The organism is Streptosporangium sp. DT93 (genome assembly GCF_049844535.1).
In the GTDB taxonomy this organism is placed as follows: domain Bacteria; phylum Actinomycetota; class Actinomycetes; order Streptosporangiales; family Streptosporangiaceae; genus Streptosporangium.
In genome coordinates this window covers 180,216-197,907 of sequence record NZ_JBNCLF010000005.1, presented here as the reverse complement: position 1 = coordinate 197,907, position 17,692 = coordinate 180,216, and the positions used below count along the sequence as shown (strand labels likewise).

The window sequence follows — 17,692 nt, the reverse complement described above, 5'->3', positions numbered from 1 at the left end:
GGATTCGTCGGCAGCGTCATCTGACTATCCCCTGCGAGATGTGTATAAGACACCGCGTGCCGCCCCCCCCCCCCCGCGCCCGGGGCCCCGCCGACCTCGTCGGCGGGGCCACGGGTTTTCCACGGGTCGGAAGTGGGGCGCCAGAGGGGAGCGAGCGGCTCGGGCGGCGGCGGCCGGCCCGCCGGAGAAGGACCGCGCTCACAGGCGGCCCGGCCGGAAGAGGCCGGGGAACGCGCGCCCCGGCCGGAGGAGGACCGCGCTCACAGGTGGCCGGCCGGGAGGGACGGAAGGTCAGACGGCGGCGTGCAGCCAGCGGACCGGGGCCCCCTCGCCGGCATACCGGAAGGACTCCAGCTCGGCGTCCCACTGCTTGCCCAGCATGCGGTCCAGCTCCTCCTCCAGCACCACCCGGCCCTGGCGGGCCATCAGCATGGCCGAGCGCAGCCGGTCCTCGGGGACCAGGATGTCCCCCGAGGCGCCGATCACCGCCGTGAACGCGCCCAGCGAGGGCGTGTAGGCATGCCGGGACCCGTCGGCGCCCGGTGAGGCGTCCTCGGTGACCTCGAAGCGTATGCGCTGCCAGCCCATCAGCGACGAGGTGATGGCCGCCGCCGTACCCACACGGGCCTCCCACTCGGCCTGCGCGCGCACGTGGCCGGGCGCGGCGGGCTGCGGAGTCCAGGTCAGGTCTACGGGTACGCCAAGGACACCCGCGACCGCCCATTCGATATGCGGGCACAGCGCAGGCTGAGTCGAGTGGACGTAAAGCACGCCACGAGCAGACACCGGACCTCCCGTTTCGGTACGAGGTGCGCCTTCCCCAACGGCCTCGTTCCAGGATGATCACAAGTGACTGAAGGAGAGACTACCGTCGGTCGCGATCTCGCACCAGAGGGGGGTCATACCGAGATGTTGCGGCGCGGGCACTTGACCGTGACTTTCCCGGGAATGAAGAGAACCCCGCCCCTCGGCGATCGTTTCCGGAGGACCACATGGATATCGGCATCGAACGGGTCGAACCCATCTCCGGCTCGCCCGCCCTGATCCGGAAGGGCCAGTTGCTGACCGACGCCGCCGGTCTGGCGGCCACCGCCCGCTGGGCCGACGCCGTCACCGAGACCGGGGGGATCTACCGGGTGCGCCTCTCCCCCGGCGTGGACGTCTGCGACCTGGTGGCCTCGGTGCGGGCGCGGGGCCTGCGGGCCTCCCCCAACCACGTCCTGAGGGGACAGCCGCTCTACTTCGGCGGACCCGCCTCACGCCCCTTCCCGCGCGCCGCCCTCCCGGCGCCCGGCTCCGCCGCGGACGGCCCCGCGGGCGGCGCCGTGACCGTCGCCCTGCCCGACACCGGTTTGGCGGAGCATCCCTGGTGGGAGCGGAGCCCGTGGTTCCTGGAGCGGGGGCGGGAGGGCGACGAGGTCGCCGACGGCGACGGTGACGGCGAGCCCGACCCCCAGGCCGGGCACGGCACGTTCATCGCCGGGCTGGTCCTGCGCTCGGCCCCGTCGGCACGCCTGCGGCCGGTCAGGATGCTGGACGGCCACGGTGTCGGGGACGAGGCCGGGCTCCTGCACGTCCTGGGCCGGCTCGCGTCCGACCCGCCCGGCGTGCTCAACCTCTCCTTCGGCACGCACACCTTCGACGACGGCCCCTCCCCGCTGGTGGAGGCCGCGCTGGCGGAACTGGACGGCACGGTCACGGTGGCGTGCGCGGGCAACACCGCCTCGGACCGCCCGTTCTGGCCGGCCGCCTCACCCCGGGTGATCGCCGTCGCGGCGCTGGACGCGGCCGGAGAGGCCCGGGCCCCGTTCTCGGGCCACGGACCCTGGGTCGACGCCTGCGCGCCGGGGGAGTGGCTGTCCAGCGCCTTCCTCGACCACGCCCCCTTCGACGGCTACGCCCGCTGGAGCGGGACCTCCTTCGCCGCCGCCCTGGTGAGCGGGGCGATCGCCGCGGCCGCCGTGGAACGATCCCCGGAGGAGGCCGCGAAGCACCTCCTGGAAGGCGCGGGGAGCAGGCGGATTCCGGATTCCGGTGTGGTCGTGGCCATGCCCGGCTAAAGTCTCACCCAAAGTCATCGCCCGAACACCCAGGGTGTTCCACGTGACCCTGGAGACGCCGGTGAGGGACCAGCACGCGATCGACGACGTCCTGGCGGGCGGTCAGGAGGCCTGGGACGCCCTGGTCGCCCGGTTCACCGGCCCGCTCTGGTCGGCCGTGCGCGCCTACGACCTGAGCGCCGCCGACGCCGCCGACGCCGTGCAGGGCACCTGGCTGAGACTGCTGGAGAGCCTGCACACCATCCGTGACCCGGACCGCCTCGGATGCTGGCTGCTGACCACGGCCAAGCGGGAGGCGTCCCTGCTGAGCCGGCGCCACCGGGCCGAGCGGCCGGTGGCCGAGCACCCGGACGACGGTCATCCCCTCACCGCGCCGGACGGCGCACGACACGCCCACGCCGACCCGGCGCTGGCCGTGCTGACCGCCGACGAGGGCCGCCGGCTGTGGCAGGCCGTCGACGAGATGAACGAGCCGTGCCGCTCGCTGTTCCGGCTGATGGCCTCCGCGCCCGACGCGGGCGTCCAGCAGCTGGCCGGGCGCCTGGGCATGCCCGCCGGGAGCTACGGCCCCACGCGGGGCCGCTGCCTGAACCGCCTGCGCACCATGCTCACCGCCCGGGAGGCGACACCGTGACGCGGCATCCCACGTCGATCGACGACGAGTCCCTGATAGCCGCGCTGCGCATGGCCTCGGGGAGCGATCCGGTGCCCGAGCGGGTGACGGCCGCGGCCCGCGCCACCTTCGGCCTGCGGCTGCCCGGTGCCGCCACGGCCCGCGCCGCGGCCACGCCCGCGCCGCACGGCGTCCGTTCCGCCGAGCGGCCGCGGCTGCTGAGGTTCACCGCGGCCGGTCTCACGGTGGAGCTGGAGGTCACCTCCCTGGACGGCCTGGTCGACCTGGCGGGCCAGATCTCGCCGTGGCCCGGGGAGGGCGCGCTGGTCGAGATCCGCACGCTGCACCTCACCGAGTCGCGCACGCCCTCCCCGACGGGCCGGTTCGCCGTCACCGGCCTGCCACCGGGGTGGTTCAGCGTGGTCTGCCACCGGCCCGACCGCTCGCCGGTGGTCACCACCTGGACGCGGATCCGCCCGTAGGTGAGCCTCGACGAGACGCTCGCCACCGAGCACACCCCCGCCGTCACCGCCGCCGAGCGCGCGGTCGACCTCTCGGGCAGCGATCCGGCCGGTGCCCTCTCCCTGGCCCACGACGTGCTCGCCTCGCTCCCGGACTCCTGCCCGGGGGCGGCGGGGCGGGACGGGCGGGGCGGGCGGGTCATCGGCTGCGGGCACTGCGAGGCCGAGGCGGTGGCGCACCGGGCGCTCGCGGTGGCCGCACGCGAGCTGGGCGACCTGCCGTTCGCCGAGGAACGGCTCCACCGCGCGGTGGAGGTCGCCCTCTCGGCGGGCCTGCGGCACCGGGCGGCCCAGGCCCGGCTCTCGCTGGTCCACGTCCGCACGGAGCTGGGCCATCCGGAGCAGGCGCTGGCCGTCGCCGCCGACGCCGAACCCGGCCTGACCGGCGCCGAGCTGGGAAAACTCGGGGTGCACCGCGCCGTGGCCCTGGCGCGGCTCGGCCGCTACCGTGAGGCCGTCGCCCAGTGCGACCGGGCGGTGGCCGTCCTCGGCGGCGACGTGAGGTTCCTGGCCGGCGCGATGCTGAACCGGGGGCTCGCCCGCGTGTTCCTCGGGGAGTTCGCGGCCGCCGAAGCCGATGTGAGCCGGTGCGCGGAGCTGGCGCGGGACGCGGGCCTGGAGCACCTGCTCGCCCTGGCCGAGGGCAACCTGCCGTTCCTGTCCGCACGGCGCGGCGACCTGCCGGCCGCGTTCACCGCCTACCGGCGCGCCGAGATATCGCTGCTCGGTTTCCCGGAGCGGCTGGCCACGGTCCGCTGCGACCTGGCGGAGGCGCTGATCGCGGCCCACCTGCCCGGCGAGGCGCGGGTGCTGCTGGAGGCGGCGATCCCCGAGCTGGTGGCGGCGGGCGCCGGGGTGGCCCTGGCGGAGGCGCGGCTGCTGCTCGCCAGGGTGGAGCTGCGTACCGGCGATCCGCGAGGGGCCGCGGAGAGCGCGGGGCCGGCCGCCCGCGAGCTGGCCGCGCAGGGCCGGGCGGTCCTGGTTCCGCTCGCCACCGAGATCGGGCTGCGGGCCCGGCTCGCCCTGGGCCCTCCCTCGGCGGCGCTCGCCGGGGAGATGCTCTCGTGCGCCGACGACCTCGCCGAGGCCGGGTACGGCGACGTCTCGGCGGCGCTCAGGCTCACCGCCGCGGAGGTCACGCTGGAGCTGGGCGACGTGCGGGCCGCGCGGGAGCTGCTGGCCGTGCTGGCCCGCCCGGGCCGCGGTGTGGTCGCCCGCCAGGCCACGGCGCTGCTCCGCCACCTGGCGGGCGATCGGCGGGGGGCGTTCGCCGCGGTGCTGGCCGGCCTGGCCGAGGTGGGGGCGGGCACCGGCGTGATCGAGGATCCGATGCTGCGCGCGCACGCGGTCAGGGCGGGTGAGCCGCTGGCCGCGCTCGGGCTGGAGCTGGCCCTGCGGACCGGTCGGGGTCACGCGGTCCTGGCCTGGGCCGAACGGTGGCGCGCGGTCACCGGCGGCTCGGGCCGGCCGCTCGCTCCCGGTCCGGCCGAGCTGCGGGAGGCGCTGGGGCGGACGCTGCTGGTGGAGTTCGTCCGTCACCGGAGCGAACTGGTCGCCGTCGCGGTCACCCGGGAGAGGGTGACGCTGCACCGCCTCGGGGGGTTCGCGGCCGTGGCCGAGGCCACCGTCCGCCTCCGCTACGGGCTGCGCAGGGCGCACCTGCGTGACGGCAGGGACACCGTCTCCGGTACGGAGGGGGCGGACGCGGCCGAGCTGGAGCGCCTGCTTCTGCATCCACTGCGCGGCCTGCTCGGGGACCGCCCCCTGGTGGTCGTCCCGACCGGGAGCCTGCACACCCTGCCCTGGCCTCTGCTGCCGTCGAACGACGGCCGGCCGGTGACCGTGGCGGCCAGCGCCGCCGCCTGGCTGGCCGGGCGGCGCGGCTCCCCCGCGCGGGACCCGCGCGACGACCCGTACGGGCAGGACGGGCGGGAGGGAAGACGCGGGAGACGGGTCGTGGCGGTGGCCGGTCCGGGCCTGCGGTGCGCCGGGGCCGAGGCCGCCATGGTCGGCCGGTGCCACCCGGGGACGGAACGGGTGGCGGCACGGCGGGCGGACGTGCTGGCCGCGCTGGAGGAGGCGGACGTGGCGCACCTGGCCGCGCACGGCATGTTCTCCCCGCGCGGGCCGTTGCTGTCGAGCATCGACCTCGACGACGGTCCGCTGATGGCGTACGACCTGCTGCGGCTGCGCACCCCGCCCGCGCTGGTGGTGCTGTCGGCCTGCGACGCCGGGATGGCCCACGCCCCGGCCGACGGGGCACCGCTGGGGCTGGCCGGCACGTTCCTGTCGCTGGGGTCGCGGTGCGTGGTGGCCAGCCTGGTGCCGGTCCGCGACACCGAGACGCTGACGCTGATGACGGCCTTCCACGCGGCGCTGGCCGCCGGCGACCCGCCCGCGCGGGCGCTGGCCGTCGCGAGCGGGACGACGGGCGTGCCGGGCTTCGTCTGCTTCGGGTACGGGGATCAGCCGGTGGCGACCGGCCGCGACGGGTCGCTCACCCAGTCCGACCACGACCCGACGTAGAGCGCGGCCGGCACGCCGGCCACCTCCAGGGCGAGCACCTGGTGCGCCGCCGTCACGCCGGAGCCGCAGTAGGCGCCCACCTCGACGCCGGGAACGGCGCCCAGGGTATTGAACCGCTCGCGCAGGAAGCCGGCCTGACGGAACCGGCCGGAGGGTTCGACGTTCTCGCCGGTGGGGGCGCTGACCGCGTCCGGGATGTGGCCGGCGACCGGGTCGATCGGCTCGGCCTCGCCGCGGTACCGTGCGGCGGCGCGGGCGTCCAGCAGCACCCCGTCGGCGGCGAGCCGGGCGGCCTGGCCGGCGTCGAGCACCGGCATGCCGCCGGGCCGCGCCTCGAAGTCGCCGGGCTCGGGGACCGGTTCCTCGGTGGAGAGCGGCGACCCCGCGGCGATCCAGGCGCGCAGGCCGCCGTCGAGGACGCGCACGTCGGGGTGGCCGAAGTGGCGCAGCGTCCACCAGGCGCGGGCCGCGGCGGTGGAGTCGGCCTCGTCGTAGACGACGACGGGGCGGGAGCCGGACACGCCGAGCCGCCGCATCGCCTCCTGGAACGAGGTGGCCGCCGGAAGCGGGTGGCGGCCCCCGGGTGTCCCGGCCCGCAGCACGGGCGGTCCGGCGAGGTCGGTCTCCAGGTCGCAGAAGACCGCGCCGGGGACGTGCCCGGCCCGGTAGTCGTCGACGCCGGCGGCGCCGGGCGCGCCGCCGAGCCTCCAGCGCACGTCCAGGACGGTCGCCCCGGGCAGGTCCGCCAGCTCCGCGGCGGTGATCAGCGGGCTCATCGGGTGCTCACCTCCAGGAGGGGGACGTGCTGTTCGGCGGGGGTCAGGGAGCCGTGGCAGCCGATGAAGGCCGCCTCCTTCGGCTCGGTCGCCGTGGAGACGATGGCGCAGTCGGTGTACGGCACGGCCAGCACGTCGCCGATCCTGGGCAGCCATTCGGGCCGGATCCTCGGCCCGAACCAGCCGGAGTCGACCGCCTCCTGCCGGGAGGCCACCCACGCCTTCCCGGCGAGGGTCTCACGCCAGGACTCCAGGACCGTCGCGGACGCGCCGGGGGCGGTGTAGACGTGACGGGCCCTGGCCTCGCCGCCGAGCAGGGCGACGCCCTCGCGCAGGGCGGGCAGGGCGTCGACGTCGATCCGCTCGCCGACGTTGACCATGCCGTGGTCGGCGGTGACGTACATCGCCGAGCCCGGCGGGAGCGTCTCGGCCAGCCGCTCGGCCATCCGGTCGACCCGGGCGAGCTGGTCGAGCCATTCCGCCGAACCCCAGCCGGTCAGGTGACCCGTGGAGTCCAGGTCGCCGTAGTAGACCGTGACGTGGGCGCGCGGCTCGGCCAGCGCGCGGCCGACCCCGGCGACGCGCTCGTCGATCTCGTCGGCCCCGATGAAGTGGACCCCGCGGTAGACCGCCCGGTTGAAGCCGGTGGTCTCGAACTTGGCCGGGCCGACGTAGCCGACCGAGACGCCCGCCTCGGCCGCGCGCTGGTACACCGTCGGGGTCGGCTGCCACTCGTCGGGGTCGATGGGCGGGCCCGGGGAGGTCCAGCGCAGGCAGTTGAACAGGTAACCGGCGCCGGGGACGGCGAACTGGCAGCCGAGCATGCCGTGCTCGCCCGGCGGCAGGCCGGTGCCGAGGCTGCTCAGGCTGGTCACGGTCGTGGCGGGAAATCCCGCGGTGAGGACCCTGTCCGGCCGCGACGACAGGAAAGGCGCGGTCTCGGGATGGGCGCGGAGCAGCTCGGCGCCCATGCCGTCCACCAGGAAGAGCAGCACCCGCTCGGCCGGGGCGAGCTCCAGCGGGTTGTCGCCGTCCATGCCGACCGCGGCCAGCAGCGAGGAGGACAGGTCGGCGAGCGAGGCCGTCCCGTACGCGGGGATGAGCGGGTTCACGAGGCGGTGAGAGCCGTGGCCTCCGACAGTGCCTTGGCGAAAGCCAGCACGTGGGAGACGGCCTCTGGTCCGTCGGCCGCCTCGCTCACCCGCAGGGAGAGGTCGTCGGCCGTGATGGCGCCGGTGTATCCGTGATCGGCCTCGCAGTTCTCGTCGCCGCAGGTGGCCGGCTCCAGGTCGACGTGGGAGATCGCGCCCCAGCCGATGGTCAGCGTGACCTCGGTGGGCGGCACGCCCGGCACGTAGGAGGCGGGGTCGGGGACGACCCGGGTGACCGCGACCGACTGGATCCGGCTGAGCCGTACGGCCTCGGTGGTCGTGGAGGCGTGGGACGCCGACACCCCCTCCACGGGCGGGTGCTCGTCGGTGTGGCAGACGAGCAGCCGGGTGGGAGAGAGCACCAGCACGGTGACGTGCCTGCGCACCTCCATGGCCGGGTCGAAGGTGGCCTCGTGGTGCACGACGTAGGCACCCACCTGCTCCTTGCCGAGCGCGGACTCGACCGCGTCGGCGACCAGGTCGGGATAGTAGCCACTGCGGTCGATGGCGTCTCGCAGGCCGGCGGACGAGAGTCGGGTTTCCCTCATGGGTCCCATCCTGCCCTGTCCGGGGCGGCGCTTTCACCCGGAGCGGGTGACCTTCGCCGGGTGGTGCAAATCGTGATCCGCTCCGCCCCGGCTCCCGGGGCCGTGCGAGACCCCTTCCCCGGGGGCCTTTTCAGGGGGATCCGGGCGTTTCCGGGTGCCGCCGGGGCACGCCCCGGCCATACCTTTTCCCTTCGTACGGTTTGACGTGATCTTTTAACGGCTACCGGGAGCGGTGGCCGCCCGCGTGCCCTCCGGGCCGGGTGGCGGCCGGTGCGGCGCGTGTCGACGCCCGCTTCACTCACGGGCCCCGCCCCTGGAAGGCGCTTCCCACGGCCTCCGGGCGGGAGTCCCCGGCAGAGAGGGACGAGAGATGGCCGACGACCGTCCGGGACGCCTGGCCGGGCCGGTGCTCGCCGTGGTGCGCACGGTGTGCACGGCGGGCATGGTGTGCGCGGTGGGCATGGTGTGCGCGGTGGGTGCGGTGAGCGCGGCGGGTGCGGCGGGTGCGGTGCCTCCCGTTCCCGGGGAGGCGCTCTCCCGGGACCTGGTCCTGAGCACGGTCCACGACGGCCCGTTCGAGGCGGGCGGCACGGGAGTCTTCTCCGTCGACGTCGTGGCGGGACGCCACTCCCCCGGTATCACCCGCCCCACCGGGATCACCTACCACTTTCCCGCCGGGCTGACCCCGGTCCGGGCGGGGGGCCTGGGATGGACGTGCCGGATCACGGTCCGGCGCCTGGGCTGCGGCACCGGCGGGCGGGCCGCCCCGGGGTTCCAGCTTCCCCGGATCACGGTCGAGGTGGCCGTGGCGCGGGACGCGGCGGGCACGCTGACCGTCTCCGGCAGGGCGGTCCAGACCGTGCCGCCCGGTACCGATGCCGTTGCCGCGGCCGCCGACCCGGCGATCGACACGGTGGCCCGCAGTGTCCAGATCCTGCCGCCCGTCACCGGCGCCGCCCCGGTGATCGGCAGCGCCCGGGACCTGCCCGCACCGACCCCGTGACCGGCTTCGTAACCGGTCTCGTACCCCGGGGTCAGCCCAGCCTGCGGGGGCCGCCGTCGGGGCGCGGGCCCTGGTGGCTGCGGAGCACGGCGCGGGCGCCCAGCACGATCACCTGGCTCTCCCCCACCAGCACCGGGTCCAGGATCAGCCGCGCGACCTCGGGAAGGTCGTCCGCCAGCCGCCCGAGACGGATCAGCAGCTCCTCCAGCGCCTCCACCGCGACCGGCGGGTAGCCGTACTCGCCGAGCAGCAGGGGCGCGGCGCGCGGTGACCTGACCAGGGCCGCGGCGTCCTCGCGGGTCAGCGGGGCCAGCCGGTACGCCTCGTCGCGGAGCAGCCGCGCGGTGACCTCGCCGAGGCCGAAGGAGACCACCGCGCCGAAGGCGGGATCCTCCATCACACCGGCCACGGCCGGAACCGCGGGCTGGGGGGCCATCCGCTGCACCGCGAGCACCGACTCCGGTTCGAGCTGGCGCGTCAGGTCGGCGTAGGCGTCGCGCACCCCGTCGGGGCCGGCCAGTCCCAGGCGCACGGTCCCGGCGCGCTTGGCCGCCTCGGGGCCGGCGGCCTTCAGCACGACGGGCCAGCCGAGCCTTTCCGCGGCCTCGACGGCCTCCTGGGCCGATCCCACCGTCTCCGACGGCCAGACCTCCACCCCGTAGCGGGCCAGCAGCTCCGAGGCGTCGATCTCGGCCGTGGCCTCGCCCAGCGCCGCCTGCACGAGCTCCCGGGCCGCGCCGGTGTCGACGCCGCCGGGCTCCTCGAAGACCCCGGCGGGCTGCTCCAGCCAGCGCGCGTGGCGCACCGCGTGGGCGAGCGCGCGGACCGCCTCCTCCGGCGCCGCGTACGAGGGGATCGAGCCCCGCTCGGGGACGGCGCCGACCCGCAGCCCCTCCAGCATGCCGATCTTGCCCTCGAACGTGGCCAGCACCGGCTTGCCGCAGCCGCGCGAGACCCGCAGCAGCTCGGCGGCGACCTGGGCGGCGTTGCCGGGGATGGGCGGCATGTAGATCGCGACGACCGCGTCCACCTGGGGCAGCACCGAGGCCAGGGCCTCGCCGAACTCCGCGGCGCAGCCGCGCGCGCCCAGGTTGACCGGCGGCAGCGGCTCCAGGCCCACCCGCACGCAGGCGTCGGCCGCCAGCAGGGCCATCGCGTCGGAGTTGCTGACCAGGCCGACCCGGGGCCCGGCGGGCAGCGGCTGGTAGGCCAGCAGCTGCGCCACGTCGAACTGCTGGATCAGGTCGTCGACCCTGATCACCCCGGCCTGCTCGAACAGCGCGCTGAGCGCGGTGTCGGGCAGTCCGAGGACGGGCGCGGCGTGACCGGAGGGGACGCCCTGGGTGGTGCCGCCGCTCTTGACGACGACGATCGGCTTGCGGCGCGAGATGCGCCGCGCCAGGCGCGCGAACTTGCGGGGGTTTCCCAGCGACTCCAGGTAGAGCAGGATCACGTCGGTGTTCGGGTCCTCCTCCCAGTACTGCAGCAGGTCGTTGCCGGACACGTCGGCCCGGTTGCCCGCCGAGACGAACGAGGAGATGCCCATGCCGCGCTGGGCCACCCGCTGCAGCAGCGCGGTGCCCAGGGCGCCCGACTGGCTGAAGAACCCGACCCGGCCCCGCCCGGGGACGGTGGCCGCGAGGGTGGCGTTCAGCCGGACCGCGGGGTCGGTGTTGGCGATGCCCAGGCAGTTGGGGCCCACGACCCGCAGGCCGTACGCGCGGGCGATGCGCACCAGCTCGTCCTGCCGTGCCCGCCCCTCCGCGCCGGTCTCACCGAATCCGGAGGAGACCACGATCAGCCCGCGCACGCCCTTCTCCGCGCACTCCTTGACCACGTCGATGACCCCGTCGGCGGGTACGGCGAGCACGGCCAGGTCCACCTCGCCGTCGATGGCCGTCACGCTGGGGTAGGCCCGCACGCCCGCCACGGCCCGCGCCTCGCGGTGCACGGGGTAGACCGGTCCGGTGAAGTCGGCGCCGAGCAGGTTGCGCAGCACGGTCTGGCCGATGCCGCCCGGTTCGCGTCCCGCTCCCACGACGGCCACCGATCCCGGCGACAGCAGCCGCTCGATCGAGCGGGACTCGGCGCGGTGCTCGCGGGAGGCGGTCACCTCCTGCGCGGTCTCGGTCGGGGTGAGGTCGAGGGTCATGCGCACCACGCCGTCGGCGAAGCGGCTCTGCGCGGTGTAGCCGGCCTGCTTGAGCACTCCCATCATCTTCTGGTTGGCGGGCAGCACGTCGGCGACGAAGCGGCCGATCCCGTGCTCCCCGGCGGTCGCGGCCAGGTGTTCGAGGAGCACCGAGGCGACCCCCCGGCCCTGGTGGGCGTCCTCGACGAGGAAGGCGACCTCGGCCTCGCCGGGTTCGATCCGGTCGTAGCGGATGACGGCCACCATCTCCGTGCCGATCGTGGCGATCAGCGCCACCCGGTCCACGTAGTCGACGTTGGTGAACCAGGTGATCTCCCGGTCCGACAGCCGCGGCCGGGGGCCGAAGAAGCGGAAGTAGATCGACTCGTCGGACAGCCGGCCGTAGAAGGAACGCAACCGGTCGGCGTCGGCGGGCCGAATCGGGCGTACGTGGGCGGTGCCGCCGTCCGACAGGACGACGTCCGCCTCCCAGTGAGCGGGATACTGAGCAGCCTCCACAGTCCCGAGAGTAGACGTGGCTCCCACGCGGTGGACCGGCCGGGGGGATTCACGCAACGCTTGTGCATCGACTCTGGTCCGGTGTCCGGTCAAGGCCCCACACGCTGGCCGGAAGCTGTTAAGTTTTTGGCGGCCGGAGGGCACGGCCGGCGGTACGGCTCACCGCACGCAGACGGGCGCGTACACAGGCACGGACACAGGCATGTCGGCATCGAAGGCAGCAAGGTGGTGACATCATGACGCGGGTGGTCGTGGTGGGCGATCTCATGACCGACGCGGTCGCCCGGGCTCGCTACCCGCTGGCCAGGGCGAGTGACACACCGGCGATCGTCACCATGCACGGTGGCGGTTCGGGTGCCAACATCGCCTCCTGGCTCGCCGTCGAGGGCACCGAGGTCGCCTTCATCGGACGGCGCGGCGCCGACATCACCGGCCGCAACCGCGACATGGAACTCATGGGGTACGGCGTCGACGCCCGCCTCGTGATGGACCCCGAGCGTCCCACCGGGACCTGCGTGGTGCTCGTCACGCACAAGGGCGAGCGCACCATGCTCTCCGACCCCGGCGCGAACGCGGCCCTGTCACCCGAGGACCTGCCGCGCGACCTGTTCTCCCAGGGCGGGCACCTGCACCTGTCGGGCTACACGCTCATCAACGAGGGCTCCCGCGACGCCGGGCTGGCGGCCCTGGAGCTGGCCCGCCGCGCCGGCATGTCCGTCTCGGTGGACTGCTCCTCGTCCGCGCCGCTGGAGCGCACCGGCGCCGAGCCGTTCCTGGAGTGGACGCAGAACGCCAAGCTGCTGTTCGCCAACGCCGACCAGGCCAAGGTGCTCACCGGCCGCGACGACCCGGCCGCCGCCGCCAAGGTGCTCACCGCGTGGTTCCCGCAGGTGGTCGTCAAGCTCAACGACGACGGCGCCCTGTGGTTCGGCAACAACCGCCCCGACCCGGTGAAGGCCGCGGCCGAGGCCGTCGATCGCGTGGTCGACGGCACCGGTGCGGGTGACGCCTTCACCGCGGGCTTCCTGCCGGCCTGGCTCGGCGGCAAGCCCCCGGCCGAGGCGCTGGCCGACGGCTGCCACCTGGCCTCCCGGGCCATCTCGCACCTGGGTGCGCGTCCCCGCCTCTGAACCGTCGCGCCTCAGAACCGTCGCGCCTCAGAACGGTCTCTCCTCTGAGCCGTCGCGCTTCCGGACGGTCCTGTCTCTGAACCGTCGCGTCTCTGGACGGTCTCGCCTTCGAAGCGTGGCGCTTCCGGGCGGTCTCGCCTTTGAACCCATCCTGTCCGCGGACGGTGGTTCCCGGATCGCCCGGTGAGCCGTCGCCTCTTTCCCGAATTGTCGCCTCCTTTTTGAAGCGTCTCCGTCGGTTGTTTCCCCCTCCGGTCGCATTCATCCCGTTCGTGTCCTCCGCGCGGGGCAACGAGCTCACCGAAATGATCCTCGGGTCCTCCCTGCGGACGGATCGATTCAATATCGTGGTCGGGTCACGTTCATCGCGCCCCCTGGAGTGAACGGTATGCCGGAGCCGCTCCCCCTGCGGCAGGGTGATCCCGAGTGGGTCGGCGAGCACCGGCTGGCCGGTTTCCTCGGGGAGGGCGGCCAGGGCGTCGTCTACCTCGCGCTGACGCCCTCGGGAGAGCGCGTCGCGCTCAAGGTGCTGCACGCCAAGCTCGCCGACGATCCCGCGGCCCAGCGGCGTTTCCGGCGGGAGGCCGAGGCGACCCGCAGGGTCGCCCAGTTCTGCACCGCCCGCGTGCTGGAGGTCGACACCGTCGGCGCCCGGCCGTACATCCTCAGCGAGTACGTGGACGGCGAGTCGCTGCAGCAGGCGGTGCTGCGCGACGGCCCGCGCCCGGAGCACGCGCTGATCAGGCTCGCCGTCGCCACCGCCACCGCGCTGGTCGCGATCCACCGTGCCGGGATCGTGCACCGCGACCTCAAGCCGAGCAACGTCCTGCTGGGCCCCGACGGCCCGCGCGTCATCGACTTCGGCATCGCCAGGGCACTGGACGCCGGGCAGAGCATGACCAGCGGCGTGATCGGCACGCCGACCTACATGGCACCCGAGCACTTCCACGGCCAGGACGCGGGCACGGCGGGCGACGTGTTCGCCTGGGCCGGGACCATGGTGTTCGCCGCGACCGGGCAGCCGCCGTTCGGGGCGGGCACCCTGCCGACGGTGATGCACGCGATCCTCACCGGCACGCCGGATCTGTCCGCGGTGCCGGAGTCGCTGCGTCCGCTGCTGCGCGCCGCCTTCGCCAAGGATCCCGGGGCGCGCCCGAGTTCCGAGGAGGTGCTGAACACGCTGCTGAACCTGAACGGCCGGTCCGTGTCCTCCCTCCCGTCCCGTGCCGCCTCCGAGGCCGCGACGTCGACGGTGCCGGTGCCGGTGCAGGTGCCGGTGTGGTCGCCGCCGGAGACCTCCCCCGCCTCGGCTCCCGGCCCCGGCGGACGAGGACCCCGCCGTCGTGTCCTGGTCGCGGGCGCGGCGGTCGTGACGGCGTGCGCGCTGGTCGCCGCGATCTGGGCGGGGATCCCCCGGGGCGGCTCCGGCGCCGTCCAGGCCACCGCGCAGGTCACCGCGAGGGCCACGGGGCAGTCCGGCAAGGGGAGCGCGAGGGCCGTGCCGGACCCGGCGGCGACGTCGATCGCCAACCCCTCGGCGAAGCGCGGCGGGACGATCCGGATCGCCGCCGGCTACGTCCCCTCCTCGCTGGACCCGGGCAACAGCTACCGCACCTCGCTGTGGAACCTCATGCGGCTCTACGGGCGGGCGCTGACGATGTACCCCTCCGTGCCCGGCGCCGCCGGGCGGGAGCCGGTGGGCGACCTGGCCGAGGGGCCGGGCGTTCCCGGCGACGGCTTCCGGACGTGGACCTACCGGCTCCGCGAGGGGCTGAAGTACGAGGACGGGACGCCGATCGTCTCGGCGGACGTCGAGCACGCGGTGCTCCGCACGCTCAGCACCGAGGTCCACGACGAGGGTCCCTCCCACTTCGAGAACCTCCTCGACCTGCCGGAGGACTACCGGGGCCCCTATCGGTCGCCCGGCGCGGACACCTCCTCGGCGATCGAGACGCCCGACGACCGGACGATCGTCTTCCACCTGGTCAGGCCCTACCCCACTTTCGACCACGTAGTCCAGAACTCCCAGACCATGCCGGTCCCCCCTGCCAGGGACACCCGGGGGAAGTACGGCAGCCAGGTGCTCTCCTCGGGGCCTTACCGGTTCGGCACCCTTCGCGAGGGCAAGCGGCTCGTCCTGGTCCGCAACCCGCACTGGTCGGCCGCCGTCGATCCGCACCGCCGCGCGCTCCCCGACCGCTACGAGATCGACTTCGACGTGGACCAGGACGTCATCGACGACGGCCTCGTCTCCGGGAAGCTGGACCTGGACCTGAACCCCGGCGCCGTCCAGGACCTGGCCGACCGGATCGAGAAGCGGGCCGACCTGCGAGCACGCACCGAGGTGGCCACGGTGAACTACCTGCGCTACATCGCGCTCAACCCCGAGGTGCCTCCCTTCGACAACGTGTCGTGCCGCAGGGCGGTGTTCGCGGCGGCCGACCGGGTGTCCCTGCGCGACTCCTTCGGCACGGGCCTGCGCTCCGGCAGGATCGCCACCGGCCTGCTGCCGCCCGGCATCCCCGGGCACCGGCCGCTGGACCTCCACCAGACCGGCGGCGGGGACCTGGAGCGGGCCCGGGCGCATCTGGCCGCCTGCGGCAGGCCCAAGGGCTTCACGGCCGGGATCACCTACGAATCGGACCAGCCGCGTCAGGTCGACGCCGCCGAACGGCTCAAACGCTCACTGGCGCGGGTCGGCATCCGGCTCACCCTCAAGGGGTTTCCCGAGGATGACTATCTCTCCGACCACGGTGGCAATCCCGCCGCGCTGAGGAGGGACGCGATCGGCCTGGTCCTGATGAGCTGGAACTCCGACTGGCCCGAGGGGCGTGACTATCTGTCGTACCTCGCGGACAGCCGTGAGATCGGCCAGAAGGGCTCGTACAACGTGAGCGTGCGGCTGCCCGAGGTGGACCGGCTGCTGGACCGCGCCTACACCGAGCCCGACACCGCCCGCCGCGAGGATCTGTGGGCCCGGGTCGACCGGACGGTGACGGAGCAGGCCGTCGTCCTGCCCGTCCAGTGGGACACACACGTCCTGCTGCGCGGCGACCGCCTCACCAACGCCTACGTCAGCGACGCCTTCCGCGACTACGACCACCTGGCGCTGGGGGTCTCCTGAGCGCACCCGGTCAGGGGGGCGGCGGCCTTCCACCGCTCGGCGGAAGACCGCCGGGCGCGCTGTGACGTGCACCTCGCCCCCCGCGTCCGCCGCCGATCAGGCCGGCGATCTCGACGCGTCGGCCCGGTCCCCGGCCCGGGCGGCGTGACGGAGCCCCACGACCGCCGCCACCGCGCTGAGTGCCACGAGGACCGCGGCGACGGCGTAGCCGGCGCCGACCGCGCCGGCGAGCCGGGTGCCGAGCGCCGCGCGGGCGGCCGGATCGAGGGCGAGCATCGCGGTGAGCCCGCCGTCGCCGGTGGCGGCGAGTTCGGGCACCCGGGCCGACACCAGGACCGTGAGGACGGTGGCGACGAGGGCGACACCGACGGCACCGGCGAGCTGCTGGACGAGCGCGAGCAGTGTCGTGCCGCGGGAGGTGTCCCCGTGCTCCAGGTCGCGCAGGGCCACGGTCATCGTCGGCATCAGGGTGGCGCCGGAACCGACGCCGAGGACGGCCGCCGCGGCCGCGATCAGCGGGTAGGGCGCGCCGTTCGTCGTGGTGATCAGCAGCGCGACGGTTCCGAGCAGGCCCACCGTCACGCCGGTGAGCACGATGCGTCGCGGCGGCAGCCGGTCCACCAGCCGGGTGGCGATCTGCAGGGTTCCCCCGACGGCCAGGGCCATCGGGACGGTGACGGTGCCGGCGAGGGCGGCCGGGTCACCGCGGACGGCCTGGACGTAGATCGGCAGGATCGACATCGCCCCGAAGTAGGCGGCGCCGAAGCACGCCAGCACGGTCAGGCCGGCGGCGAGGGGCCGGTGGCGCAGGAGCCGCAGGTCGACCAGGGGAGCGTCGACCCGCAGGGCGCGGACGACGAACGAGGCCAGGAGCAGCAGGCCAGCACCGAGTGTGGCGCCGGCCTCCGCGGTCACCGCGCCGCTCTCCCCGACGAGGGTGCAGCCCAGCACGAGCAGCACGGCGCCGCCGGAGACCTGAGCCAGGCCGGTCCAGTCCATCCGTGAGGCCGAGACGGGGCCGGCGGGGTCGGCGGGATCGCGCGGCAGCAGGCGCGCGCACAGCAGCACGGCCGCGACGCCGATCGGCACGTTGAGGAGGAAGACCCAGCGCCAGGAGGACGTGTCGACGAGCCAGCCGGCCAGCGGCGGGCCGAGGACGGGGCCGATGACCAGGGGCAGCCCGAGCAGGCTCATCAGCCGGCCGCGGGACTCCCGGGACACGGCGCGCAGGCCGATGGCCTGTCCCACCGGGGTGAGCAGGCCACCGCCGAGGCCCTGCAGGACCCGGAACGCGATCAGCGATCCGGAGTCCCAGGCCAGGCCCGCCAGGGCCGAGGACAGGGTGAAGACCACCAGTGCCGTCACGTACACGCGGCGGGCGCCGTAGCGGTCCGCCACCCAGCCGGCGAGCGGGATCACCGCGACGACAGCGAGCAGGTAGCCGCTGGTCACCCACTGCACCGCGGGCAGGGTCGAGTCGAGGTCGGCGATGATCGCGGGTACGGCGACCAGGGTGACGGTGGTGTCGACGGTGACCATCAGCCCGCCGAGGGCGAGCACCAGGCCGATGAGGCGTGCGCGAGGATCCAT

The 17,692-nt window shown here is 74.8% G+C and carries 13 protein-coding genes; 7 read left to right on the top strand and 6 right to left on the bottom strand.

All coding sequences use genetic code 11. From position 1 onward, the window contains the following. Nucleotides 1–291: 291 nt before the first annotated feature. A complete protein-coding gene (locus ACLQ2R_RS13560) occupies nucleotides 292–786 on the bottom strand; it encodes a DUF3145 domain-containing protein (protein ID WP_386245858.1) in 495 nt (164 codons plus the stop codon). Nucleotides 787–992: 206 nt separating this feature from the next. Here ACLQ2R_RS13560 and ACLQ2R_RS13555 point away from each other — a divergent pair, with 206 nt between their 5' ends. From ACLQ2R_RS13555 to ACLQ2R_RS13540, 4 genes are read left to right on the top strand one after another with little or no spacing between them, the layout of a single operon-like run. Further along, nucleotides 993–2,060: a S8 family peptidase gene (locus ACLQ2R_RS13555; protein ID WP_425959824.1), complete on the top strand. Its 1,068-nt coding sequence runs from the start codon at nucleotides 993–995 to the stop codon at nucleotides 2,058–2,060. 43 nt (nucleotides 2,061–2,103) lie between these two features. Then, on the top strand, nucleotides 2,104–2,694 hold the full coding sequence (locus ACLQ2R_RS13550) for an RNA polymerase sigma factor (protein WP_425959823.1): 591 nt from the start codon (nucleotides 2,104–2,106) through the stop codon (nucleotides 2,692–2,694). Next, nucleotides 2,691–3,155 carry a hypothetical protein gene (locus ACLQ2R_RS13545; RefSeq protein ID WP_425959822.1) on the top strand — a complete coding sequence of 155 codons (465 nt, stop codon included), beginning with the start codon at nucleotides 2,691–2,693 and terminating at the stop codon, nucleotides 3,153–3,155. Before ACLQ2R_RS13550 ends, ACLQ2R_RS13545 begins: the two co-directional genes overlap by 4 nt. Further along, complete coding sequence (locus ACLQ2R_RS13540; RefSeq protein ID WP_425959821.1) at nucleotides 3,156–5,720, top strand: CHAT domain-containing protein; 2,565 nt, start codon at nucleotides 3,156–3,158, stop codon at nucleotides 5,718–5,720. It abuts the gene before it with no gap. On the opposite strand, the gene ACLQ2R_RS13535 is transcribed toward ACLQ2R_RS13540, so the two are convergent. The 3 genes from ACLQ2R_RS13535 to ACLQ2R_RS13525 are packed head-to-tail and all read right to left on the bottom strand — an operon-like array spanning nucleotide 5,660 to nucleotide 8,195. Further along, nucleotides 5,660–6,496: a sulfurtransferase gene (locus ACLQ2R_RS13535; RefSeq protein WP_425959820.1), complete on the bottom strand. Its 837-nt coding sequence runs from the start codon at nucleotides 6,494–6,496 to the stop codon at nucleotides 5,660–5,662. The two genes, ACLQ2R_RS13540 and ACLQ2R_RS13535, sit on opposite strands and share 61 nt — an antisense overlap. After that, nucleotides 6,493–7,608 carry an alkaline phosphatase family protein gene (locus ACLQ2R_RS13530; protein WP_425959819.1) on the bottom strand — a complete coding sequence of 372 codons (1,116 nt, stop codon included), beginning with the start codon at nucleotides 7,606–7,608 and terminating at the stop codon, nucleotides 6,493–6,495. Before ACLQ2R_RS13530 ends, ACLQ2R_RS13535 begins: the two co-directional genes overlap by 4 nt. Further along, entirely contained in the window at nucleotides 7,605–8,195 is a 591-nt protein-coding gene (locus ACLQ2R_RS13525) for a DUF5998 family protein (protein ID WP_425959818.1), read from the bottom strand. The genes ACLQ2R_RS13530 and ACLQ2R_RS13525 overlap by 4 nt, the downstream gene beginning before the upstream one ends. A gap of 370 nt (nucleotides 8,196–8,565) precedes the next feature. On the opposite strand from ACLQ2R_RS13525, the gene ACLQ2R_RS13520 reads away from it, so the two are divergent. Then, nucleotides 8,566–9,198: a hypothetical protein gene (locus ACLQ2R_RS13520; RefSeq protein WP_425959817.1), complete on the top strand. Its 633-nt coding sequence runs from the start codon at nucleotides 8,566–8,568 to the stop codon at nucleotides 9,196–9,198. A 31-nt stretch (nucleotides 9,199–9,229) separates the two neighbouring features. On the opposite strand, the gene ACLQ2R_RS13515 is transcribed toward ACLQ2R_RS13520, so the two are convergent. Beyond that, complete coding sequence (locus ACLQ2R_RS13515; protein WP_425959816.1) at nucleotides 9,230–11,848, bottom strand: GNAT family N-acetyltransferase; 2,619 nt, start codon at nucleotides 11,846–11,848, stop codon at nucleotides 9,230–9,232. Between the two features lie 236 nt (nucleotides 11,849–12,084). On the opposite strand from ACLQ2R_RS13515, the gene ACLQ2R_RS13510 reads away from it, so the two are divergent. Together ACLQ2R_RS13510 and ACLQ2R_RS13505 are read left to right on the top strand one after the other, a co-directional pair. Next, nucleotides 12,085–12,978, top strand: a complete 894-nt coding sequence (locus ACLQ2R_RS13510) for a carbohydrate kinase family protein (protein ID WP_425959815.1) — start codon at nucleotides 12,085–12,087, stop codon at nucleotides 12,976–12,978. Between the two features lie 388 nt (nucleotides 12,979–13,366). Further along, nucleotides 13,367–16,102, top strand: coding sequence for an ABC transporter substrate-binding protein (locus ACLQ2R_RS13505; RefSeq protein ID WP_425959814.1), 2,736 nt, complete (start codon nucleotides 13,367–13,369; stop codon nucleotides 16,100–16,102). A 96-nt stretch (nucleotides 16,103–16,198) separates the two neighbouring features. Here the strand turns inward: ACLQ2R_RS13505 and ACLQ2R_RS13500 are convergent, their stop codons facing one another. Then, the gene (locus ACLQ2R_RS13500) at nucleotides 16,199–17,692 is read right to left on the bottom strand and encodes a DHA2 family efflux MFS transporter permease subunit (protein ID WP_425959813.1); all 1,494 of its coding nucleotides are present in this window, start codon (nucleotides 17,690–17,692) and stop codon (nucleotides 16,199–16,201) included.